We start from the raw sequence: 22,626 nt of genomic DNA, 5'->3' as shown, positions 1-22,626 counted from the left end.
GTTCGCGCACATGTCCGACCTGTCGGGGTTCAGGAGAGGCTTTTCCGATGCACGAATAACAGTGAGAGGCGTCGATTCTTATTTCTATCGGTAATCCGAAATAAATTCTCGACGTTGCCGAATCCAGACCTGTCCGGTCCGCTCGATCAATCAGCGCACGCAGCTCCGCAACACGGCGGAGCGCGCACATTCGTTCTCGTGACTTTCGGCCAGCCTTATTTGCTGATCTGCTGCGGCTCCACCGATATGGCGACGGCTTCGTTGTAGACGACTTCTACCTGATCCCCTTTCTTGACGCGCTTGAACTGTTCAGGATCTTCTACCACGATGTCGACCGAATTGCCCTGCGGACCCTTCAGCGTCACCGTTCTGGTCTGCGGGTTCAGGGCGACCACATTGGCCATCACCGTGATTGCACGGGCGGCCGAGCCTCCGGGTTTTGCGCCTTCTGGTGCGCGGTTGAGCGTTTCACTCTGGCTGACTGTCGCGGGTCCGGTGCTCTTCTTCAGGCTCAAGGTGAGTGCTTGCGTGTACTCGGCTGCGACCGTATCGCCGAGCTTCAACTGGTCGAAGTTCTTCGCTTCTTCTCCAACTGTGACTTGCACGATCTTCCCTTTGGAGTCTTTTAGCCATACAGTCCGGGTATCGGCTTCAATGCCGACGATGGTCGATTTTGTCTTGACTGTTCCAGTCACGGAAACCTTGCCCGGCTCTCTCGTCACGTCGTACTTCGGCGTCGTATCGGCGAGTACTCCATGTGAAAAGGCCGCAGCCAGCGCGACGATTACGAGCTTTGTGGTGTTCATTGCTGATCTCCTCGAGTGTCCGACCGGGGGCCGCCGCGCGAATCGCGCGGCGACGGCGTCACGCACAGGCATGTGCGCAGCGCGATCACCAGGCGCTGTTCATTTGATGGTGTAGCCTCGCCCTTCCATACATGCGGCATATGCGCGGTTGAACGTATCCATGGCGCCTTGAGATTGCGCCTGGCCGGAAGCCTGCGCTGCGCGCCTGTTTTGCCGCGCTCTGGCACCGCCGACCATGGTGCCCGCCGCTGCGCCGACGGCCGCGCCTTTCCCGGCATCTCCGCCAATCGCACCGATCACTGCGCCACCGGCGGCGCCCCGCGCGGCACCCTGAACGCGCTCGCCACCGCCCACTGCGGGGCCCGATGGCGGCGGCGGAGCGTTGGCGACCGCAGTGGGGTCGACACCCGTGTTGTTCTTCGCCCAGGAATAGCAGGCACCGTCGTCCTCCTGCTGCTTCTGGGCGCTTTGTCCTTTGGCTGGATAGGCAATCGGTTTGGCCTGCGGCGCGCCGGAGCCTAGTAGTATGCAAACGGCGAAACCGTACACGGAGCACTTCCTTAGTGTGTTCACAGCACCTCCTCTGTCGGGCTATGTGCCGGTAGCGGCGCGTCTCCTGATGATTGCGTTCAGATGCCGGCGCACACAATGAGACCATGGTCCTATTCGGCCAGGTTTCGACGCCACATCGGCCCGCCCATCAGCCTCTGGTCATGCATTCGCCGTGATGTTGCATTTACGCCCCATTTGCACGCGGCCACCGTGACCGCAATGTCAGGTAGCAGAACGCGCAATTCGCTTAGGACCAAAGTCCGATTCCAGGTCTTCGATCAGCGGCTTACGCTTGATTGTGAGTACGGTCATGCGCGCTGCCAGTAGCGCTAATGCAGCTTTCTCAGTTGCGTGAGACGTGCTGCTCGCCGGCTCACGCACTGGAGGAAAACGTTCGTGACCAATAAAGTGCGCGCCGCTGGCCGGGCGACGGATGCGGCCGCGCCCAGCGGTTGGCGCTCGGTCTTTCCGCCTGCACAATGGCTCGCTTCCTATCAGCCAAAGTGGCTAAAGAAGGACGCGATTGCCGGCGTCACGTTAGCCGCGTATGGCATTCCTGTGTCATTGGCTTATGCGTCGCTTGCCGGCTTGCCGCCGCAATACGGCATCTATTGCTATCTCGTGGGCGGCGTGTGCTACGCGCTTTTCGGGTCGTCGCGGCAACTCGCCATCGGCCCGACGTCGGCTATTTCGATGCTGGTTGGTCTCACCATTGCAGGCATGGCGGACGGCGATCCCGCCCGCTGGGCGTCGATCGCCGCGTTGACTGCCTTATTGATTGCAGGCATGTGCTGCATTGCGTGGTTGCTGCGTCTGAGTTCGCTTGTCAACTTCATCAGCGAAACAATACTTGTGGGCTTCAAGGCGGGCGCTGCGCTAACCATCGCGTTGACCCAGCTTCCGAAACTTTTGGGCACGAAAGGAGGGGGTGAGTCATTTTTCGAACGTCTCATTGTTCTCGGTGGGCAGACCCCAACTACTTCGCTGACGGTGCTGATTTTCGGTCTCGTCTGCATCGCCGTTCTAGTGTTGGGCGAAAAATACCTGCCGGGCAGGCCGGTTGCCCTCGCGGTCGTTATCGTGTCGACCATTATTGTTTCCGTTACTTCATTGGCGGCGCACAGCTTCTCTGTGGTAGGCGCCTTGCCGCGAGGACTGCCCGAATTCCATCTGCCGACGCTGCGCGTGCGAGACGTCGACGGCATCGTTTCGCTAGCATTTGCCTGCTTGCTGCTGTCTTACGTCGAGAGCGTCTCTGCTGCGCGCGCGCTCGCGCAAGCCCATGGTTATGAGATCGACGCCCGTCAGGAATTGCTGGGCCTCGGTGCGGCGAATCTGGCCGCCGGGCTGTTCCAGGGCTATCCGGTTGCCGGTGGACTGTCCCAGTCTTCAGTGAACGACAAGGCCGGTGCACGAACACCGCTGGCGCTCGTATTTGCATCGTTGACGATCGCCTTGTGTCTGATGTTTCTGACCGAACTGCTCAGGAACTTGCCGACCGTGGTTCTCGCGGCAATTGTGATGGTCGCGGTCAAGGGACTGGTCGACGTGAAAGAGATTCGTCATCTCTGGCGCGTGAGTCGCTATGAGTTCGCCGTCTCGTTTGTCGCATTTGCGGCGGTTCTGATGCTCGGCATTCTGAAGGGCGTGATCGTCGCCGTTCTCGTATCGATGCTGCTGATTATCAGGCGGGCCGCACGCCCGCATGTTGCGCTTCTTGGCCGCATTCGCGGAACCCGGCGCTTTTCGGATATCCAGCGTCATGCCGACAACGAATCTATTGCGCATGTGCTTGTGTTTCGGGTTGCGGCGTCGCTGTTGTACTTCAATATCGAGCACGTGCGTCAGACAGTATGGGCAAAGGTCCACGAAGTTAGCGAGCCGATCAAGCTCGTGATATGCGATCTGTCGACGTCGCCCGTGGTCGATCTTTCAGGAGCGCGCATGCTGGCCGCGCTGCATGGCGCACTGCAAGCCGAAGGTATAAACCTACGGATAGTCGGCGCGCACGCTGAGGCGCGCGACATACTCCGCGCCGAGAATCTGGAGGCACGTGTTGGTCCGATTGGACGCCGGTATTCGGTGGCAGACGTTGTAGACGAATTCGAATCAGGCCGTGCGGCAGACTCGAAAGGGGCCCTGCGCGACACGGAACAAGCGGTGAAGACGGTCGTGAGTAAACCGGACTGAAGCGGACAAGAGCGGCCACGGTTCGTAACGGGAAAGGCGCCAAAAAGCACTCGAGCGAGACAGGCAATTGGCGCTGCATATTCTGGTGTGCCGCGATCGTGCCGCTTCAGCAGGTCAGTACATGATATCCACTCAACGCAGTTTGGCGGTAACGAGGAGAACGAGATGAACAGACAGATGAGCGGTGACTCGCGAGTTCGTGCGATCACCGCGGCTCCGGTTCCGGCTGCGGTTGCCTGTTTCTTTCAGCCGGTGCGTTTCGAGCCGTCTCCTTCAATAACCGGGCGCCCCGCACTTGCCCGGATGCGACCGCCGCGTTCGCTTGCTCACCTGTTCGTACGTTGCCTGACTGGAGTTGTGCTGCTTGCCGTGAGCGCGGGCAGTGTCGCTTCGAATTTGAACTTCCTGAAAAACACGCCGATCAGCTTCATGAGAGATGCTGATCGCAAGGCGCTCAACGACGCCGCGCAAAAGGCGCTGGAAAAGAAAGACGGCGAGGTTGTTCCGTGGAGTAACGCAGGAACCGGTAACCCGGTTGTGATCAATGGCACCATTACGCCGCACGACACGTCGACGAAAGGGGACCGGACGTGCCGCACCACGACGCTCGTCGCAAATGCGAAAGGGCAGACACAAAGTTGGACACCAACTGTCTGCAAGACTGGCAGCGGACCGTGGAAAATACTCAGGAAATAGCGGATCGAACGCACCCGGGCGTGACGATACGCAGGTATCTGCGCGCCGCGTCCGGCGAGTTGTTCAATTTCAGTGACAGCACCGCGCTTTGATGCGCAAGAAGAGCAACGCAATCGGCGCGGTCAGAATCGTTCGGCCACGTATTTGAATGGATAGTTGGGCTCCTTGTAACCGTTCGGCTTTTGCCGGGCCGGTAGGGTGACCTTTTCGCGCGCAATCGCCTTATAGGGAATCTTTTGTAGCAGATCGCTAATAATATTGAGTCGCGCACGCCGCTTGTCGTTGGATACCGCGACAAACCATGGGGCGAAATCGGTGTCGGACGCTTCGAACATTGCGTCGCGCGCACGCGAATAGTCGTACCACCTGCTATAAGACTTCAAATCCATGCCGGAGAGTTTCCAGACTTTACGCCCGTCGGTGATGCGAGCTTGCAGACGGCGAGTCTGTTCTTCTTCACTGACTTCGAGCCAGTATTTAAGCAGAATAATCCCCGAATGAACGATTGCACGTTCCACTAGCGGCACCGCCTTGAGAAAGCTCACGGCTTCATTTTCGGTGCAAAAACCCATTACCCGCTCAACGCCTGCACGGTTGTACCAGCTGCGATCGAAGATCACGATTTCTCCGGCTGCGGGCAAGTGAGGCAGGTAGCGTTGCACGTACATCTGGCTTTTCTCGCGGTCCGTGGGTGCGGGCAATGCGACCACGCGGAATACACGCGGACTCACTCTTTCGGTGATTGCCTTGATCGTGCCGCCCTTGCCGGCGCCGTCGCGCCCCTCAAAAACGATGCAGATCTTTTGCCCGGTTTGTACGACCCATTCCTGCAGCTTCACCAGTTCGACCTGCATTGGCGTGAGTTCGCGCAGATATTCCTTGTTGGATAAGGTCTCACGCTTGACTGGCTCGTCCTGCTTGCTTTGGTGCTTCGTCATTGCAATCTCTCCGCGCGCGCCGCCACAGCCTCGGTTGATGATTCACTAGAGTATGCGGCGGCACCGCGGCAAACAATGAGCCTTTGGTCCAATAGCGCGGCTGGTCGTCCTGTTCTATCCTCGGGACGTCCCGACGGGTGCGAGGATAGAGCAAGACGCGCCGCGAACATCGGGCATGCCAGATCGTTCGTGAAGCTAACGAACCGGAACCGCGATGAGACGATCCGAAACCAGAATAGCGTTTGCACTAGTGGGCGTATTTGTCATTGCGCTGAATCCGCTTGCGAATCGTGGTTCACGAAAATGACAGGCGCTATCTACTGGGCAACTACTGAGCAACTACTGGGCAACCTGCCATCGCAACACCGGATGCGTCGCGCCCGCAGGCATCGCCCACGCGCCAGTGGAGCTGAAGTCGTAGGTGGGACCGAAGCTCGACGGCATGCTCATCTGTGCCGTGGTCAACCCCTTCGCTGCCGAGGTGCCCGTCCCGCTATAAACATCGCGGGTTGCCAGGGTGGTCTGAGTGTCCCAGTAAACGTCGCCCGCAATGGTGCCGTTGTTGGTGCTTGCAACGCCGAGCGGAGGCGGGCCGAGCGTCGGATTTATGTTCTGTACGACTTTGCCGGTGGCGAACGACTGCTCGATCGTGCCGTCGTTTCTTTGAACCAGCGCGGCACTGCCGTCCGAACACTGCGAGCCGTTTCCGCCGCCGCAATAGTTCGGCTGGAACGACACCTGTCCGGTCGCGTATGACTGCGAGATGAGTCCCGAGTTGCTGCCGACCAGTCCTCCGCCGCCTCCCGTATGCGCCTGCGCGGCCACTGCGCCCGTTGCATACGACTGCCGGATCGTCCCCGCGTTGATTCCGACCAGTCCGCCGAGCGTGCCCTCGGCGGAGACATCCACGTTGCTGCCCGAGCGCGTGATCGTGCCATAGTTGTACCCGATCAGCCCGCCGGTGCTGGAGGTGTAGCTGTAGCCTCCAAACGCGGAAGCGGATCCGCTAGTGCGTGCGTAAGTGACGAGTCCGTAGTTGAACCCGGCCAGCATGCCGTACGAACCGTAGCCTTGCTGATTATTGATCTTCCCATTCACGTCTACATGACGCACGACGCCCGCCGCGCCGATCACACCGAACAGGCCGGCTGCGCGCTGATCGGGACCGCCGGTCATGGCGCCGGGTGTGACGAGCACCGTGCTCGACAGTGAGAGTCCATTGATTGCATGCCCCATGCCATCGAACTGACCGGAGAACGGCGTCGCGCCGTCGCCGATCGGTGTAAACGGGAACGGAGGCGGGAAGCCCGAGGTCGCGCTTGCGTCGATGTCTTTGCCAAGCGCATAGCTGCCGGCGAGATCCGTCGAGATCTGCTGCAGGTCGCTCAGCGAATTGATCAGTTTATAGGCTGTCGCCTGGGTCAATAGACCGCTGTATGGCGCGGCCGTCCACGCGCTGTTGGTAAGTACTGTGCCGGGGCTGTAACTGCCGTTCATGTCGTACAGCGCGCTGACGATGCCGGTACTCGCGGACCAGTCGAGCGTGCCGTGATTGACGACGCTGCCGCTGTTGTCGATGCCCGACGCGTCCGCCCGCAACGTCAGATTGCCGGAGCCCGAGTTCTTGAGGGTGACGCCGGGAGCAATCGACACGTCGTGGTAGGCCGCGAGCGATAGGGCGGCGGGGCCTTGCCAACTGATGCCCGAAGCGACGCTTAGATCGCCGGATGCGCCGTTCGCGCCCGTGGTCGTTACGTTCACCGATGTCCCCACGTCGAGGCTGCGCCGAACTGCTCCGGCGGCCGGCTGGTCGATCGTAAAAGCGGGAGCCGTTACGTTCCATTGCGACGCGAGCACTTGTGCGCCGGGGACGAACGAGAGCACACGTGCCTGTGCATCGACAATGCCGCCGCTGCCATTCGCATTGAAGGCGGAGATCGTGCCGCCCTGCGTGACCCCGCCCGCATCGGCGACCAGCCAGACGTGGCCGTCGCGTGTCGCGGTGCCGGTTGCGCGTGTGCGTGTGCCGCCGCCCGCGAGTGCGTAAATGTTGCCATCCGCGGCCTGGAGGTTGATCTGCGCGGCCTGCAAAGGCCCCACGTTCGCAATCGTGCCGTTGCTGCCGGTTTGCACGAAAAGCTGCTTGCTGCTCGACGAATCCTGCAGCAACAGTTCTGCGCCTACACCGAATTCCGCTGTCCCGTTCGGTGCTTCGACGGTGCCTGCGTTGACGACAGCCTGCCGGGCGATCAGAAATACGTCGCCGCCAGTCGAACTGATTTTGCCCAGATTGACGACGCTCGCATTCGAGTCGCCGGAGAACGTCAGCGAGCCGCCGTTCATGAACGCGCAGTTGCAGACATCCAGCGTCGATGCGAGAAAGCGTCCACCCGTGCTCACGACGCCGGACGGCCCAACGACGATTCCTTGCGGATTGATCAGATAGAGGTCGCCTGTCGCGCTGAGCTTTCCGAGGATTACGGAGAGCGAGCCGCCCGTCACGCGATTGAGCGTTGCGCCCGAGCCGTTCTGGAACGTGACGGCATTGTCCTTGCCGATTGAAAAGCTGCGCCAGTCGATCACGCCGCGCGTCGAGCCGGGCTGGGTCACGACCAGGTTGTTGCCGCTTGCGTTAATGGAGCCTTGCCCGCTGACGAATTGACCACTTTGCGGTAATACACCGCCCGCGAGGGCGACGGTAGCCGAAGAGACTCCCGCAAGTGCGAGTGTAAGTGCGAGTGCGATGGCGATCGAGCGATGCGATGTGCCAATGACTCGGCAAGCCGAATTTTCAACCGGTGATAGTGGTAACCGAAACGACATGGATGCCTCCTCGGTATCGGTGCGATATTCGTCTGCGGCGGTAAACAGTCGCGGCTGGCTAACGACGCATCGTCTGACGTAACTGGCTGAAATCAGCTTAGCAGCCGCTTGGCTGACACGCCGTAATAATCACATCAATTTGCGCCTGACGATGCCGCTTTTGGCGGATGTGTCGGCAGGTGGCGAATGCCTGCCGCTCGGCATGCCCTGTCACGCTCAACGTTTTTTTGCATACGCACCCTACGCAAGCGGCTATTTATTGCCGACATCCAGACATGAGTTGCATCGCCTGAAGCAGGCGACGGGAAGAAATTACCGAGCCCCATTTCTCGTGGCGTTCCCTTATTGGCGCGAACGCCATAGATAAGGATGTCGAAGGAAATCGGCGCTCCTCCCGGACACGCATCCCACATCCCCTGATCGCGGATTTTTTTGGGCGCGCCCCGGCGCTGGATTGCCTTGCCATGGTTAAACGACGTGAGTTTCTAGGCTTGCTGACGGCTGTCGGCAGCAGTTATATGTTGAGCGCCTGCGGCGGTGGCTCGGGCGGAAGTGCCGGGGGCACAGCCAATGCCGGCGTGACCAGCAGCGCGACGCCCGGTTCGAGCGGCACAGGCAGCAACGGAGCGCCGGCGACAACAGGGAGCCCGAGCACGCAGACCAACGCGACGTCGACGGGCTCGAAGGGCGGGTCGTCGGGGTCGAACAGCAACGGCGGCGCGTCGAACCACGGCACGCCTGCATCGGCGGACGGCACGTTGGTCCCACCCGCCGTGTCGATCACCGACAACCAGGCGGCGGTCTGGACGCTCGTCGGCGGATCGGTCTTCCGGAATAGCGTACGCGCCGGCAATACGTACAACGTGTCTTTGCTGCTCTGGTACGGCGGCGGCATCTATCACGAGGGAACCGGCGGCCAGTTCTACGGCTGGAACGGCTCCAACTGGTTCGCATGCAACGATCCGCGCCTTGGCGGCACCTCGGCCGACGGTACGACGATCCCCGGCGCGTCGTACATCATCGACAAAGTGGGCGCGATCTGGAGCGTCGTGAACGGTGTCGTGCTGCGCAACAACGCAGCGGTCGGCGTGACATCCAATGTCTCGCTGTTGCTGTGGTACGGCGGCAAGCTGTGGTACAGGGCAACGGGCGGCCAGTTCTACGTGTGCAACGACATTGAGCAATGGCTGCCTTGTACCGATCCGCGCATTTCCGTGGCGGCTACTAGCGGCACGTTCCATGGCATCAACGGGCATTACGATTATCGCTACACGCCCGCGCAAGTCGTGTCGATCATGACGAACATGGGATGTTCGACCTATCGCGTCGGCGCCACCGACGACCCGACGCAGCTCGGCGCGGTGGTCAGTCTCGCGCAGGCTTTCCAGGCAGCAGGGTTGACGCTGTTCGTGCTGATCGACATCGGTGTGCGGGACTGGAGCAACGTGCTCTTTGCAAGCGAGTCAGTGGCGTACGCCCGGGGACATTCGTGCGGCGCGACGGTCGCTGCCGCGCTCGCGCCGTATGGCGTGGTTATGTACGAGTGCGGCAACGAGTTGACCCGAGATCCCGCGATCATTCTCGACTCGACCAATGCAGGGACGAAGGCCGTCGACTTCAACAACGGCAACTGGCCGATCATGCGCGGTGTCATGCGCGGCATGATAGACGGCGTGAAATCGGCGCAGGCCACGGCGAAGTGTGGAATCAACTTCTGCGTCGCCGACGTCGGCGCGGCCGATGCGTTGTGGGACGGGACGCAGCCGGACGGCACAAGCGGTTATCCGACGGTACGCTGGGACCTCACGACGTGGCACAACTACGAGGTGTACGGCGACATCTTCGATATCGGCTCGGACGGCTCCGGCCCCGGCTTCGATCTGCCCGCGTACTGTAAAGCGCGGTACGGTGCGCCGTTTCTGCTCACGGAGTGGAACACCGGACCGGAGAAGACTCAGGCCTATCGCGCGGATTACATCAGCTCGCGTTATGCGACCTACTATCAGGCGAGAAAAACGAAGAACGTCCAGTCGGTGATGTACTACGTGCTCGATAGCGGCAACGCGACATATGGCCTGATGATAGACGGCGTGACACTCAATCTGCCGTACAACGCGTTTGTCAGTTTTGTTGCGAGCCATCCAGACAACTGAGCGTCGGGCTGGACGAGTGGCTCGCTCTGTCGACAGCGATTAAAGCCCGGTCCGGCGCCGCGACACTAAAAGAAAAGAGCGGCGAGGGCAGGGCAACGAGCGGGCAGCTTCAGGCCAACCGCGACTGCTTACGCAGGCTTCAGCAGTGTCCGCCATTCCGGCAGGCTGCCTTTCTTGTCGATTGCATCGACGAGCGGCGCGGCGCGCGCGGCGAGTTGCTCCTGCACATCAGCCACGGCGGTTGCGAGCGCGCTCGACATGCCGAGACCGTCCAGCATCAGCGCGGCTTCGCGCATTTCCTCCGAGCGCCGCTGACCGTGCTCGACCACTCGTCCGATCAGATACGCTTCGTAGCCGTTGTCCCAGCCCACACCCGGAAAAGTGGCCGCGAGCGAAGCCAGCACGCGTCCGTCCACGTCGAATTGATGCGCGGCAAGCATCGACTGAACGCACAGCGCTTCCATGCCCTTGATCATGATGCTGCGGCACAGCTTGATTGCCGACGCGAGCCCGACTTCCTCTGCCACTGCTTCGGAGCGCATGCCGAGCCCGTTGAGAAGCTCGGCCGTTTGCGCGGCGACGCGTCCGCCGAGCAGCATCGGCACCCGGATGCCTTGCGGCGGCACGGGCGCCATGACCGCGGCTTCCACGTAATCGGCGCCGCTTTGCTGAATCGCCACGCTATTGCGCTGCTTGACCGCGGGCGACACCGAATTGAGGTCGATGAACACCTGGCCCGCGTTGAGATGCGCGGCGGCGGCGCTGGCGACGGCTTCGGCCTGGCTCGCGGTGACTGCGGAGAACACGAGCTGCGCATCGCGCAGTGCGGACGCAAGATCGTCAGCGATTTGGGCGCCGCTTTTCTCACCGCGCTCGATGATTGTGCCGCGCGTGGCCGCGTCTTGCAGCTTGACGTCGAATGCGCGAACCGTATGGCCCGCTTCGGTGAATGCGCGCGCAAAGATGGGGCCGACTTCGCCGAAGCCGATAATCGCGATGTGGCCGGTGAATTGTTCGAATGACTGAGGCATACAGGAACTCCGGAAAAAGCCTCGCGAATTTCACGAGCGCGAAGCCGGTCAGCAATGACATGAGCAGCACAGGCAGGCTGTCATCGTCGACTGCGGAAAACAGCCTGTGCGAAGTGAGCCGTGAAAATACGTGGGAGCGAGAATTGACCGCTCGCTCGCCGCGTTGGGCCAGCAAAAGCCCAACGTCATACTCAGTCGACGTAGCGCAAACCCAACTGTTTCAACGGCTCGCGCATCTGATACATGTCGAGGCCGAGCACGCCCGAGGCAAGCTTTTCACGCTTCTGCCCTTCGTTTGCCTCGCGTGCGGTGGCTTTATCGAGCGTGTCTTGTGCCTTCGCCGACGGCACCACGACCACGCCGTCCTGATCCGCGACGACCACGTCGCCCGGTGTGACGAGCGCTCCCGCGCAAATCACCGGAATGTTGACCGAGCCAAGGGTCGCCTTGATGGTGCCCTTGGCCGAGATCGCCTTGCTCCACACGGGAAAGCCCATTTCAGTGAGCACGCTCACGTCGCGCACGCCCGCATCGATGATGAGCGCCCGTGCGCCGCGCGCCTTGAAGCTCGTTGCAAGAAGGTCGCCGAAATAGCCGTCGGTGCAATCGGCTGTGACGGCGGCCACTACGATGTCGCCGGGTTGAATCTGCTCGGCTGCAACGTGCATCATCCAGTTGTCGCCGGGATGCAGCAGCACCGTGACGGCGGTGCCGCTCACCGGCGCGCCTGCATAGATCGGGCGCATGTACGGCTTCATCAGACCCACGCGTCCCATGGCTTCGTGAACGGTGGCGCTGCCGAGAGCGCCGAGGCCGTCGGCGACGCTGCAGTCCGCACGCGCGATGTTGCGATAAACCACTCCGAGTTCGTACATGTTCAACGTCCTTGTGCTTTGAGTGCGGCATCGAGGCGCGGATAGACGCGCCGCGCGTTGCCTTCGTAGATCTGGTGGCGCTGTTCCGGATTCATGGCCGCTGCCTCGACGTAGCGCTTCGTGTCGTCGAAGTAGTGGCCCGTTTGCGGGTCGATGCCGCGCACCGCGCCGATCATCTCGCTCGCGAACAGAATGTTGTCGACGGGAATTACGTTTGTAAGCAGGTCGATGCCCGGCTGGTGATACACGCAGGTGTCGAAGAAAATGTTCTTGAGCAGATGCTCTTCGAGCAGCGGCTTCTTCATTTCCTGCGCGAGGCCGCGAAAGCGTCCCCAGTGATACGGCACCGCGCCGCCGCCGTGGGGAATCACGAAACGCAACGTCGGGAAATCGCGGAACAGGTCCGATGTGAGGCACTGCATGAAAGCCGTGGTGTCCGCGTTCAGGTAGTGCGCGCCCGTGGTGTGAAAGCACGCGTTGCAGCTCGTGCTCACGTGGACCATCGCCGGGATGTCGTATTCGGTCATCTTCTCGTAGATCGGATACCAGTAGCGATCGGAGAGCGGCGGGCTCGTCCAGTGGCCGCCCGACGGATCGGGATTCAGATTGATCGCAACATTGCCGTACTGTTCGACGCACTTCACGAGTTCGGGAATGCAGGTGGCCACGTCCACGCCGGGGCTCTGCGGCAGCATCGCGGCGGGAATGAAATGCTCGGGGAACAACTGGCTCACTCGATAGCACAGTTCGTTGCAGATCGCGGCCCACGTGTTCGACACGTCGAAGTTGCCGATGTGATGCGCCATGAAACTGGCGCGCGGGCTGAACACTGTGAGGTCGAGCCCGCGTTCGCGCATCAGGCGCAACTGGTTCGTCTCAATCGACTCGCGCAACTCGTCGTCGCTGATCTGCAACTCGGACGGCTTGGGCGCGTCGGTGGGGTTGCCCAGCGCGGCGATCTGGCGGTTACGCCACGCCTCCAGCGCTTTGGGCGCGGTCGTGTAATGACCGTGAATGTCGATGATCATCTATGTACTCCGAAATAAAATGCGGTATGACGGGATTTTTCGCGTGACTACCTAGGCCTTCTCGTTCGCCTGAGTCCGTCCCGAGGCGCCGGAATGCCCGTCGTCCAATGACTGATGCTCAAGTGGCGCGTTTGCAGGGGCCGCGTCAAGTGAAGCCGCTTCGAGCAAAGGCTCGGGGTCGCCGCCTAGCGCCCTCGTCACGCGCGCCGCGAATTCCAGCAGGCGCGGGCGGTAACGCTCCATTTCCTCCATGCCCATGCGTGCGGACGGCCCGACAATGCCGAGCGCGCCCACCAGTTCCTGGCCAAGGCGGAACACAGGGGCCGAGATGCCCGACGTTTCGCGATCGCGTTCGCCCATCGACAGATAGACGTAGCGGGAGCGGACCGTTTCGTACGGCTCGCCCGGTTCGCCTGCGAACGCGAGCAGCACGCGCCCGCCCGCACCGCGTTCGAGCGGCTGAGTGTCGCCTTGCTGCACTTCCGCGCGAATCGAATGACGCGATGCAATGCGGTAGAGGCACACGCGGTGATCGCGCTCGCGCACATGAAACGAGACGGCCTCGCCGGTTTCCGTGCTGAGTTCCTTCATCGCGGGCAGCAGGACATCGCGCAAATCGAAGCCGGCCTCGTAGACGGCGCTTAGATGTATTGCCGCGGATCCGATCCAGAAGCGGCCGTCGTCGCGGCGAATCAGAAGCTGGTGATGGCAAAGCGCCTGCGCGAGCCGCGAGAGCGTGCTCTTGTAGAGCCCCGTGCGCTCGGACAGCTGGGTTAGCGTGAGCGGTTCGTCGTCGCGGCGAAAGGCGAAGAGAATCGACGCCGCACGATCCAGAACGTCGATTCCACTGGCCGTGACGCCTTGCGGGGCGCGCACGGTTTCGCTATTGCGAGGCATATGTCCGTCTCCGTGTTGTTCTATCAGATAGAACGGATACTCGTCAGATGGAACAATGCTATTCCGATCGCTTTTCGCCGTCAATCACTCAGCCGTGCGTCGTGTCGGTGATATCCCTGAGCGACAGGCGATGATGGTATCGCTACCATCGCATTCATCCCGAAAAGCTCCACCCGTCGGCAGTGCGTGCGGCGTGATGGTAGCGTTACCATGGAGACATCAGTGGCGAACCGTAAAACCTCGGAACAGCTGCGCAGCTATCGCTGGTATGGCGTCAACGACCTTCGCTCGTTCGGCCATCGGTCGCGCACTGCGCAAATGGGCTATCACGCGTCCGATTACATGGGCAAGCCGGTGATCGCCGTCGTCAACACGTGGAGCGAGATCAACTCGTGTCACACGCATTTCAAGCAACGCGTGGAGGAGGTCAAGCGCGGCATCTGGCAGGCCGGCGGCTTCCCGGTCGAGATGCCGGTCATGACGCTCGCCGAGCCGTTCCAGAAACCGACCACGATGCTGTACCGCAACTTCCTCGCGATGGAGACCGAGGAAATCCTGAAGTCGTATCCGTTCGACGGCTGCGTGCTGATGGGCGGCTGCGACAAGACCACGCCCGGCTTGTTGATGGGCGCAATCAGCATGAACCTGCCGTCGATCTTTCTGCCCGCCGGCCCGATGCTGCGAGGCAACTGGAACGGCCGCACGCTCGGCAGCGGGTCGGACACGTGGAAGTACTGGGCCGAATTGCGCGCGGGCAAGATCACGGAAGACGAGTGGAAGGGCATTGAGAGCGGCATCGCGCGCTCGCCTGGGCACTGCATGACGATGGGCACCGCGTCGACCATGACGAGCGCTGCCGAAGCACTCGGTCTTACGTTGCCCGGCTTTTCGTCGATTCCCGCGGTCGATTCGCGGCATGCGCAGTTCGCGTCGCTGACGGGCCAGCGCATCGTCGAAATGGTATGGACCGATGTGAAGCCGTCGGACATCCTCACCGCGGAATCATTCGATAACGCCGTGACCACCGTGCTGGCCATGTCGGGTTCGACCAACGCGATCGTGCATCTCGTGGCGGTGGCGCGCCGCGCCGGTATCGACCTGACGACGGCAAGGTTCGACGAGCTTTCGCGCATCACGCCGGTGATCGGCAATCTGCGCCCGTCGGGTCAGTATCTGATGGAAGACTTTTTCTATGCCGGCGGCCTGCGCGCGCTGCTGCTGGAACTCGGCGATCTGATCGACGGCTCGCAGATGACGGTCAACGGTTCGACCCTCGGCGAGAACATCGCGGGCGCTGAAATTTTCAATGACGATGTGATCCGCAAGCGCGGCAATCCCGTGGTGGCGAGCGACGGCCTCGCGGTATTGACCGGCAATCTCGCGCCGGACGGCGCCGTCATCAAGCCCGCGGCGATGGAAGCGCATCTGTTGAATCATCGCGGCCGCGCCGTGGTGTTCAAGGACTACGCGGATATGGCGGCGCGCATCGACATGGAGGACCTCGACATCACCGCCGATTCGGTGATCGTGCTCCAGCATGCGGGGCCTGTGGGCGCGCCCGGCATGCCCGAATGGGGCCAACTGCCGATCCCGCAGAAGCTGTTGAAGCAGGGCGTGCGCGACATGGTGCGTATTTCCGACGCGCGCATGAGCGGCACCAGTTATGGCGCGTGTGTGTTGCATGTGGCGCCGGAGTCGTTTGTCGGCGGCCCGCTTGCTCTCGTGAAGGACGGCGACATGATCCAACTCGACGTGGCCGCGCGGCGTCTGCATCTGGAAGTGAGCGACGAAGAACTGAGTGCGCGCAAGGCCGCATGGCAGCCGCCGAAGCTTCCCTTCGAACGCGGCTTCGGCGTGATGCATCAACTGCATGTATTGCAGGCGAATAAGGGTTGCGATTTCGACTTTCTCGAAGAGCCGGTGAAAACAGCGGCCGCGCCAAGCGCGCCGACCACACACGATGCGCCGGGTGCGAAAAGCAGCGAACCCGAAATTCACTAATCAAACCGGAGCCCTGAGATGACCGCATCCGAAATCGTCGTGAGCGAAGAGACGCTCGAACAACTGAGGCACGTGAGCACGGCCACGTTGACCACGCAACTCTTCAAGCGCGGCTTGCGCAACGTGTTTTTGCAAGGCGTCGCACCACTCGCCAAACCGGCACCAGGCACGCCGAATCTGGTGGGGCCCGCGTTCACGTTGCGCAATATCCCGGCGCGCGAAGACCTCGATCACGTCGGCGTGTTTCAGGACCCGGACCATCCGCAACGCAAGGCAGTCGAGACCGCGCCTGTCGGCAGTGTGCTCGTGCAGGACTGCCGCGGCGAGCGCTCGGTGGCGTCGGTGGGCTCGATTCTCGCGCTGCGCCTCGCTAAGCGCGGGGTCGCGGGCATGGTGTCCGACGGTCCGGTGCGCGATAGCGGGACCATCGCGGCATTGGGCTTGCCGATCTGGTGCGCGGGCGCGAGCGCGCCGCTGAATCTCGCGAAACATCATGCCGTCGATATGAATGTGCCGATCGCCTGTGGCGGCGTGCCGGTTTATCCGGGCGATATCGTCGTCGCGGATGTGGACGGTGTCGTTATCGTGCCGCGCGAGATGACCGCCGATGTCGCGAGCGATGCGGCCGAGCAGGAACAGCTCGAGGCGTTCATCGCTCAACGGATCGACGAAGGCCGGCCGTTGCGCGGCACGTATCCGCCCAATGAAGAGACCATGGCCGCTTATGCGCAATGGCGCGCACAACGCCAATGAGCCGCTGCGACGCCTGAGTACACATCATCCACGCTTGATCTATCGCAGGACACAGGTCCGCGCATCGAACGCGGCCGCAGGAGACGCTGTGAGCACCACGACACCGGCAATCGCCGAATCGCGCCTGATCAACCGCCTTGCGCTGCGCCTGATGCCGCTGCTGGGGCTGCTCTATCTGGTCGCTTATATCGACCGCTCCAATATCAGCTTTGCCAAGCTGCAAATGCTCGGAAGCCTCGGACTTTCCGAGGTTGCTTATGGGCTCGGCGCGTCGCTGTTCTTTATCGGCTACCTCATTTTCGAAGTGCCGAGCAACGTGATGCTGCACAAGTACGGCGCGCCGCGCTGGATGGCGCGCATCATGTTCACGTGGGGCGTCGTGACGATACTGCTCGCTTTCACGCAGAACGCCACGATGTTCTACGTGCTGCGCTTTCTCCTCGGTGCATCGGAAGCCGGTTTGTATCCTGGTGTGATCTATTACCTCACGCTGTGGTTTCCGGCGCGGCATCGTGTGCGCATGCTCGGCTATTTCACGGTGGGCAGCAGTCTTGGCAATATGGTCGGCGCGCCGATCTGCGGCTGGCTGCTCGACAAGGGCGGGATTGCAGGGCTGCATGGCTGGCAACTGGTGTTCATCGTCACGGGGCTGCCGTCGGTTCTATTGACGGTCGTCGTGCTGTTCCTGCTGCCGTCGTCGCCGAAACAAGCGAAGTTTCTTTCCGCCGACGAGAAAGAGTGGCTCACGCACACGCTCGACGCCGAACGCGCGCAGATCAAGTCGGGCGTCGCGACGCACGGCTCGCTGCTCAGCGTGCTGACCGAGCCGCGCGTGATCGGTATGGCGCTCTACTACATGATGCTGTCGATCTCGGTTTACGGCGTGAGTTACTGGTTGCCGACGCTGGTCAAAGGCTTCGGCGTGAGTAATACGACGAACGGGCTGCTGAACATCATTCCATGGCTGATGGCGACCATCGTGCTCGCGTGGCTGCCTTCCAGGTTGCGCGGTGCCGGCAATCGCGCAATCGTCGCGATGCTGGTTTCGGCTCTGCTGGGTGTCGTGTGTTTTCTGAGCGCGGTGTTTCTGCCGACCAACACGCTGCGATTCATCGCGTTGTGCTTTGGCGCGCCGTGCATGTATCTGCTGATTCCGTGCTTCTGGACCTTGCCGCCCAAATTCCTGTTCGGCGCGCGTGCTGCAGCCGGCATCGCGGCGATCAATTCGCTCGGCAATATCGGCGGCTTCATCGCGCAGAATCTCGTGCCGTGGGTTCGGCAGACAACGGGCAGCGTGAAGGCGCCGATGCTGATTCCCGCGACCTGTCTGCTCGTGTTCGCTGTCATTACGCTGTTGATCTTGCGCCGCGAAAGTGGCGCACGCGGGGCGCAACATGCTGTTCCCGTGACTGAGTAGACTGTGCGCACGCTTTGCCATGCGGCGCGTCTGACTGAGCCGCGTTCGGGCGGCCGCCATTTAGCGAAAGTCCGCGTGGTTCAGCCAGTTTAGAATACGGCGCGCGATCCATTAACTTCCGTCAGCACTCATGCCGAATCAGAAACCGCCCGCTGCCGCTGCCGCCGACGCCGATCTGCCCGACGCGGTGGCGCCCGCCAGACGCATGCGCGGCGGCCCGAAAGGCCTGCGAATCACCGACGTCGCGGCGCAAGCGGGTGTCTCCCCGATCACGGTATCGCGCGTCTTCAACAGTCCTGCGACGGTCGCGCCCGAAACACTCGAACGCGTGCGCCAGGTCGTGCAAAAGCTCGGCTATGTGCCGAACCGGCTTGCGGGCGGCTTGTCGTCGTCGCGCTCCCGGCTGATTGCCGCGATCGTGCCGACCATCGCCCACTCGCTGTTCTCGGAAACGATTCAGGTCTTCAGCGAGACGATGTCGCGCGCGGGCTACCAGGTGCTGCTCGCCTTGAGCGGCTACGACGATTCGAGTGAAGAGGCGTTGCTCGACGCAGTGCTGAGCCGGCGGCCCGAAGGCGTGCTGCTGACCGGTGTCGCGCACACCGACTCCTTGCGCGAGCGGCTTGCGAACGTCGGCATTCCGATCGTCGAAACATGGGACATGACGGATCAGCCTATCGACATGCTGGTCGGTTTCTCGCATTACCGGATCGGCGCGGCGGTGGCCGAGCACTTCCTGCAAAGGAATGTGCGCAAGCCCGGGCTCGTGTCGGCAAACGACCAACGGGCGCTCGCGCGTCGCCGTGGCTTTTGTGAGCGGCTCGCCCAGGCGGGCATTCACGACATCGCAGAAGTACTCGTCGCGCCGCCTAGTTCGGTTGCACTCGGTAAGGCGGCATTGCCTCGGCTCGTCGAGCAGTCCCCCGATATCGACGCGGTTTTTTGCGGGTCGGACCTGCTCGCCATTGGAACGTTGAGCGCGGCCAGGCAATTGGGACTGAGCGTGCCGTCGCAACTGGCGATCTGCGGGTTCGGCGATCTGGAGTTCGCGACCGAGACGACGCCCGAGCTTACCTCTGTGCACGTCGACGGTACACGGATCGGGCTGACCGCGGCGCGCTGCCTGCTAGACCGGCTGGCCGGCACCGAGCAGAACAAAATAACCGACGTGGGCTTCCAGATCGTGGAGCGCGCAACGACCTGATCCGGCTTCGGCAATATCTCCATCACGCCGTTGAATATGCGGCGCCTGTCAGGCCGTCATGGCCTCTTTCCTGTGGTGTCTTTGCGATTGACGAGGCGGCGAATCGAGCCGCCGCGAGCGCGCAATACTTGACGCGGATCAGAAATACACTCACTCGCGACTATTGCGCATGTGCATGCGCACGTGCATCGAATGCCGATGCGGACATTGTTTGATTTAGCTTGTCCGAGATCATGTTTCAGGCCGGTGGGCGCTCTTAAAATCCGACCGCGCATGAAGTAATTGGTCTGGTCTTCATGGCGAGAACATTGTGTAGCGTTCCAGATCGGTCCATGGAAATCAGGCAGATATGGTGAATAAGAAAACCATTGAACGGGTGTTGGTACCCGTGGGGGCTGGACTCGTCGCGTGTCTTGCGGGGTGCAGCAATCTCGACGTGCTCGATCCAAAGGGCAGCGTGGGTGTGGCCGAAAAGTCGCTGATCAGTACGGCGACAATGGCCATGCTGATCGTCGTCGTGCCGGTGATCGTCATGATCCTGGTTTTTGCCTGGCGTTACCGCGCAAGCAACCGTAGCGCGACCTATGCACCAAAGTGGGCGCATTCCACCGCGATCGAAACGGTGGTGTGGACCGTTCCCACTCTGATTATTCTGTTCCTCGGAATTCTGACGTGGAATACCACGCACGAACTCGACCCATACCGACCCATCGAATCGACGGTCAAGCCGATCAAGGTCGAGGTCGTGGCGCTCGACTGGAAGTGGCTTTTCATCTACCCGGAACTCGGCGTTGCTTCGGTCAATCAGCTTGCGTTCCCCGTGGGTACACCGGTTGATTTCAAGGTCACGTCCGATTCCGTGATGAATTCGTTTTTCATCCCGCAACTGGGAAGCCAGATCTACGCAATGGCGGGCATGCAGACGCAACTTCATCTGATAGCCGGCCATGCCGGCGATTACGCCGGTATCTCCGCCAACTTCAGCGGTAAAGGTTTTTCCGACATGAAGTTCCGCGCGCTCGCCGTCACGCCCGCTCAGTTCGATGCGTGGGTCGAAAAAGTGAAGGCCTCGCCGCGCCGGCTCGATATGAACGAGTACAACTCGGTGGCGCAACCGAGCGAGAAGGAGCCGGTCGGCTATTTCTCGACGGTGGACCCGAAGGTCTTCACGAACATCATTGCAAAGTACAACAACGGCAATGTTCTCGATTTGCAGAACAGCAATTGCCGCACAAGGGGTTAGCATATGCTCGGAAATCTGACACTCTCCGCGATCCCGTTCGATCAGCCCATCATCATGGGGGCGGGCGCTCTCATGATCGTCATGGTGCTCGCCGTGGTCGCGACACTGACACGGCTCCACAAATGGAAATGGCTATGGCACGAGTGGCTGACGAGCGTCGATCATAAGAAGATCGGCGTCATGTATATCGTGGTCGCGGTGCTGATGCTCGTGCGCGGCTTCGTCGACGCGGTCATGATGCGTCTTCAGCTCGCTCTGGCGTATCACTCTCCAGGCTATCTTCCGCCGCACCATTACGATCAGATCTTTACGGCTCACGGCGTCATCATGATCTTTTTCATGGCAATGGCGCTGATGGTTGGCCTGTTCAATCTGGTGGTGCCGCTGCAGATCGGAGCGCGCGATGTCGCGTTTCCATTCCTCAATTCGCTCAGTTTCTGGATGACCGCGATTAGCGCGATCCTGATGAATCTGTCGCTCGTGATCGGCGAATTCGCACAGGTCGGCTGGCTCGCGTATCCGCCATTGTCGGAGTTGAAATTCAGTCCGGGCGTCGGGGTGGACTACTACATATGGAGTCTGCAACTGTCAGGTGTGGGCACACTGATTACGGCCATCAACTTCTTCGTGACTATCGTGCGGATGCGCGCTCCCGGCATGACGCTGATGAAAATGCCGGTGTTCACGTGGACGGCGCTTTGTTCGAACGTGCTGATCATGGCCACGTTCCCGATTCTCACGGTGGCTTTGGCGCTGCTCGGGCTCGACCGCTACATGGGCATGCACTTTTTCACGAACGAAGCAGGCGGCAACGCAATGCTGTACCTGAATCTGATCTGGGCATGGGGCCACCCCGAGGTCTACATTCTGGTGTTGCCCGCGTTCGGCATTTATTCGGAAGTCATTGCGACCTTTTCGAAGAAGCCGTTGTTCGGCTACCGGACGATGGTCTATGCAACGTGCGCAATCATGGTCCTCGCGTTTCTCGTCTGGCTGCATCACTTCTTCACGATGGGCTCGGGTGCGGACGTCAATGCATTCTTCGGCATTATGACAATGGTCATTGCCATTCCAACCGGTGTAAAGATCTTCAACTGGCTGTTCACGATCTACCGCGGGCGACTCGAGTTTTCCGCGCCCGTGTTGTGGACGATCGGCTTCATGATCACGTTCACTATCGGCGGCATGACCGGCGTGATGATGGCGATTCCTGGCGCGGACTTCGTGCTGCATAACAGCCTCTTTCTGATTGCACACTTTCACAACGCGATCATTGGCGGCGTGGTTTTCGGCTACCTCGCAGGGTTCCACTACTGGTTCCCGAAAGCATTCGGTTTCAAGCTGAACGAGAAGCTCGGCAAGTGCGCCTTCTGGTGCTGGTTCGTGGGCTTCTATGCTTCGTTCATGCCGCTCTACGTGCTGGGCTTCATGGGTGTGACTCGACGTCTGAACCACTACGACAACCCGGCGTGGCATCCGTGGATGATTGCGGCTGCATGCGGAGTAGCTCTGATCGCGGTCGGCGTGGTTTTCCAGGTGGCGCAAGTATGGGTCAGCGTGGCAAACCGCAATAAACCCGAGTACCGCGACGTAACGGGCGACCCCTGGAACGGCCGTACGCTCGAATGGGCGACCGCGTCGCCGCCGCCGGTCTATAACTTCGCCATCATTCCGACGGTGCGCGAACTCGACGCATACGCTCACATGAAGGAGACGACAAGCGGACTCGCAAAAGCTCCGGCCAATCAGGCATATCAGGACATTCACATGCCGTCCAATACCAGTGCAGGGTTGCTCATCGGTTTGTTCAGTCTCGTGCTCGGCTTTGCCGGCGTCTGGCACATCACCTGGCTCGCTGTCGCGGCACTGCTGGCCATTGTGGCCACGCTGATTGCACGCAGCTTTGGCGACAACGACGGCTATTACATCTCCGCCGACACCGTGCGGGAAATCGAAAGTAAGCGTGGCCCGGCGGCCGCTGCGGTGCAGAGCCGCGAATTCGAAGCTGTGGAGGCCTGA

At 61.1% G+C, this 22,626-nt stretch carries 17 protein-coding genes; 9 read left to right on the top strand and 8 right to left on the bottom strand.

Annotated features, from left to right (window positions below):
• Nucleotides 1-215 precede the first annotated feature (215 nt).
• Both ACTJLB_RS26465 and ACTJLB_RS26460 read right to left on the bottom strand, forming a co-directional pair.
• Entirely contained in the window at nucleotides 216-806 is a 591-nt protein-coding gene (locus ACTJLB_RS26465; protein ID WP_020068457.1) for a hypothetical protein, read from the bottom strand.
• Between the two features lie 99 nt (nucleotides 807-905).
• Nucleotides 906-1,355, bottom strand: coding sequence for a glycine zipper family protein (locus tag ACTJLB_RS26460; RefSeq protein WP_392394728.1), 450 nt, complete (start codon nucleotides 1,353-1,355; stop codon nucleotides 906-908).
• A gap of 399 nt (nucleotides 1,356-1,754) precedes the next feature.
• Between ACTJLB_RS26460 and ACTJLB_RS26455 the strand changes: the two genes are divergently transcribed.
• Together ACTJLB_RS26455 and ACTJLB_RS26450 are read left to right on the top strand one after the other, a co-directional pair.
• On the top strand, nucleotides 1,755-3,548 hold the full coding sequence (locus tag ACTJLB_RS26455; protein ID WP_440785015.1) for a SulP family inorganic anion transporter: 1,794 nt from the start codon (nucleotides 1,755-1,757) through the stop codon (nucleotides 3,546-3,548).
• Between the two features lie 357 nt (nucleotides 3,549-3,905).
• Nucleotides 3,906-4,244, top strand: a complete 339-nt coding sequence (locus tag ACTJLB_RS26450) for an RT0821/Lpp0805 family surface protein (protein ID WP_392394444.1) — start codon at nucleotides 3,906-3,908, stop codon at nucleotides 4,242-4,244.
• Between the two features lie 122 nt (nucleotides 4,245-4,366).
• On the opposite strand, the gene ppk2 is transcribed toward ACTJLB_RS26450, so the two are convergent.
• Nucleotides 4,367-5,182, bottom strand: a complete 816-nt coding sequence (gene ppk2 / locus ACTJLB_RS26445) for a polyphosphate kinase 2 (RefSeq protein ID WP_440785014.1) — start codon at nucleotides 5,180-5,182, stop codon at nucleotides 4,367-4,369.
• A 339-nt stretch (nucleotides 5,183-5,521) separates the two neighbouring features.
• The gene (locus tag ACTJLB_RS26440) at nucleotides 5,522-8,005 is read right to left on the bottom strand and encodes a two-partner secretion domain-containing protein (protein WP_440785013.1); all 2,484 of its coding nucleotides are present in this window, start codon (nucleotides 8,003-8,005) and stop codon (nucleotides 5,522-5,524) included.
• A gap of 464 nt (nucleotides 8,006-8,469) precedes the next feature.
• Here ACTJLB_RS26440 and ACTJLB_RS26435 point away from each other — a divergent pair, with 464 nt between their 5' ends.
• Nucleotides 8,470-10,158, top strand: a complete 1,689-nt coding sequence (locus ACTJLB_RS26435; RefSeq protein WP_440785012.1) for a hypothetical protein — start codon at nucleotides 8,470-8,472, stop codon at nucleotides 10,156-10,158.
• A gap of 128 nt (nucleotides 10,159-10,286) precedes the next feature.
• Here ACTJLB_RS26435 and ACTJLB_RS26430 read toward each other — a convergent pair whose 3' ends face one another.
• From ACTJLB_RS26430 to ACTJLB_RS26415, 4 genes are all read right to left on the bottom strand, one after another.
• Nucleotides 10,287-11,189, bottom strand: a complete 903-nt coding sequence (locus ACTJLB_RS26430; protein ID WP_440785011.1) for a DUF1932 domain-containing protein — start codon at nucleotides 11,187-11,189, stop codon at nucleotides 10,287-10,289.
• A gap of 191 nt (nucleotides 11,190-11,380) precedes the next feature.
• On the bottom strand, nucleotides 11,381-12,064 hold the full coding sequence (gene ligK / locus ACTJLB_RS26425; protein ID WP_440785010.1) for a 4-carboxy-4-hydroxy-2-oxoadipate aldolase/oxaloacetate decarboxylase: 684 nt from the start codon (nucleotides 12,062-12,064) through the stop codon (nucleotides 11,381-11,383).
• 2 nt (nucleotides 12,065-12,066) lie between these two features.
• Complete coding sequence (locus ACTJLB_RS26420; protein ID WP_440785009.1) at nucleotides 12,067-13,092, bottom strand: amidohydrolase family protein; 1,026 nt, start codon at nucleotides 13,090-13,092, stop codon at nucleotides 12,067-12,069.
• A gap of 51 nt (nucleotides 13,093-13,143) precedes the next feature.
• Complete coding sequence (locus tag ACTJLB_RS26415; RefSeq protein WP_440785007.1) at nucleotides 13,144-13,989, bottom strand: IclR family transcriptional regulator; 846 nt, start codon at nucleotides 13,987-13,989, stop codon at nucleotides 13,144-13,146.
• Nucleotides 13,990-14,199: 210 nt separating this feature from the next.
• Here ACTJLB_RS26415 and araD point away from each other — a divergent pair, with 210 nt between their 5' ends.
• The 6 genes from araD to cyoB all read left to right on the top strand — a co-directional run bounded on the left by araD (nucleotide 14,200) and on the right by cyoB (nucleotide 22,626).
• On the top strand, nucleotides 14,200-15,990 hold the full coding sequence (gene araD / locus ACTJLB_RS26410) for an L-arabinonate dehydratase (protein ID WP_440785006.1): 1,791 nt from the start codon (nucleotides 14,200-14,202) through the stop codon (nucleotides 15,988-15,990).
• Nucleotides 15,991-16,008: 18 nt separating this feature from the next.
• Complete coding sequence (locus ACTJLB_RS26405; RefSeq protein WP_440785005.1) at nucleotides 16,009-16,743, top strand: ribonuclease activity regulator RraA; 735 nt, start codon at nucleotides 16,009-16,011, stop codon at nucleotides 16,741-16,743.
• A gap of 88 nt (nucleotides 16,744-16,831) precedes the next feature.
• A complete protein-coding gene (locus ACTJLB_RS26400) occupies nucleotides 16,832-18,160 on the top strand; it encodes an MFS transporter (RefSeq protein ID WP_392394436.1) in 1,329 nt (442 codons plus the stop codon).
• A gap of 130 nt (nucleotides 18,161-18,290) precedes the next feature.
• Complete coding sequence (locus ACTJLB_RS26395) at nucleotides 18,291-19,364, top strand: LacI family DNA-binding transcriptional regulator (protein ID WP_440785003.1); 1,074 nt, start codon at nucleotides 18,291-18,293, stop codon at nucleotides 19,362-19,364.
• A 349-nt stretch (nucleotides 19,365-19,713) separates the two neighbouring features.
• The gene (gene cyoA, locus ACTJLB_RS26390; protein WP_440785002.1) at nucleotides 19,714-20,607 is read left to right on the top strand and encodes a ubiquinol oxidase subunit II; all 894 of its coding nucleotides are present in this window, start codon (nucleotides 19,714-19,716) and stop codon (nucleotides 20,605-20,607) included.
• Between the two features lie 3 nt (nucleotides 20,608-20,610).
• Nucleotides 20,611-22,626, top strand: coding sequence for a cytochrome o ubiquinol oxidase subunit I (cyoB, locus tag ACTJLB_RS26385; RefSeq protein ID WP_087754343.1), 2,016 nt, complete (start codon nucleotides 20,611-20,613; stop codon nucleotides 22,624-22,626).

This window comes from Paraburkholderia sp. 22098, from assembly GCF_052045935.1.
Classification (GTDB): Bacteria; Pseudomonadota; Gammaproteobacteria; order Burkholderiales; family Burkholderiaceae; genus Paraburkholderia; species Paraburkholderia caledonica.
Note: the sequence above shows the minus strand (reverse complement) of the source record. Positions and strands in the feature narration are given on the sequence as shown.

Bases quoted from the DNA above. Each gene is read 5' to 3' on its own strand.
- ACTJLB_RS26395 (WP_440785003.1), top strand. From the start codon at position 18,291: ATGCCGAATCAGAAACCGCCCGCTGCCGCTGCCGCCGACGCCGATCTG.
- ACTJLB_RS26435 (WP_440785012.1), top strand. From the start codon at position 8,470: ATGGTTAAACGACGTGAGTTTCTAGGCTTGCTGACGGCTGTCGGCAGC.
- araD (WP_440785006.1), top strand. From the start codon at position 14,200: ATGGAGACATCAGTGGCGAACCGTAAAACCTCGGAACAGCTGCGCAGC.
- ACTJLB_RS26415 (WP_440785007.1), bottom strand. From the start codon at position 13,989: ATGCCTCGCAATAGCGAAACCGTGCGCGCCCCGCAAGGCGTCACGGCC.
- cyoA (WP_440785002.1), top strand. From the start codon at position 19,714: ATGGTGAATAAGAAAACCATTGAACGGGTGTTGGTACCCGTGGGGGCT.
- ligK (WP_440785010.1), bottom strand. From the start codon at position 12,064: ATGTACGAACTCGGAGTGGTTTATCGCAACATCGCGCGTGCGGACTGC.
- cyoB (WP_087754343.1), top strand. From the start codon at position 20,611: ATGCTCGGAAATCTGACACTCTCCGCGATCCCGTTCGATCAGCCCATC.
- ppk2 (WP_440785014.1), bottom strand. From the start codon at position 5,182: ATGACGAAGCACCAAAGCAAGCAGGACGAGCCAGTCAAGCGTGAGACC.
- ACTJLB_RS26405 (WP_440785005.1), top strand. From the start codon at position 16,009: ATGACCGCATCCGAAATCGTCGTGAGCGAAGAGACGCTCGAACAACTG.
- ACTJLB_RS26465 (WP_020068457.1), bottom strand. From the start codon at position 806: ATGAACACCACAAAGCTCGTAATCGTCGCGCTGGCTGCGGCCTTTTCA.
- ACTJLB_RS26420 (WP_440785009.1), bottom strand. From the start codon at position 13,092: ATGATCATCGACATTCACGGTCATTACACGACCGCGCCCAAAGCGCTG.
- ACTJLB_RS26430 (WP_440785011.1), bottom strand. From the start codon at position 11,189: ATGCCTCAGTCATTCGAACAATTCACCGGCCACATCGCGATTATCGGC.
- ACTJLB_RS26440 (WP_440785013.1), bottom strand. From the start codon at position 8,005: ATGTCGTTTCGGTTACCACTATCACCGGTTGAAAATTCGGCTTGCCGA.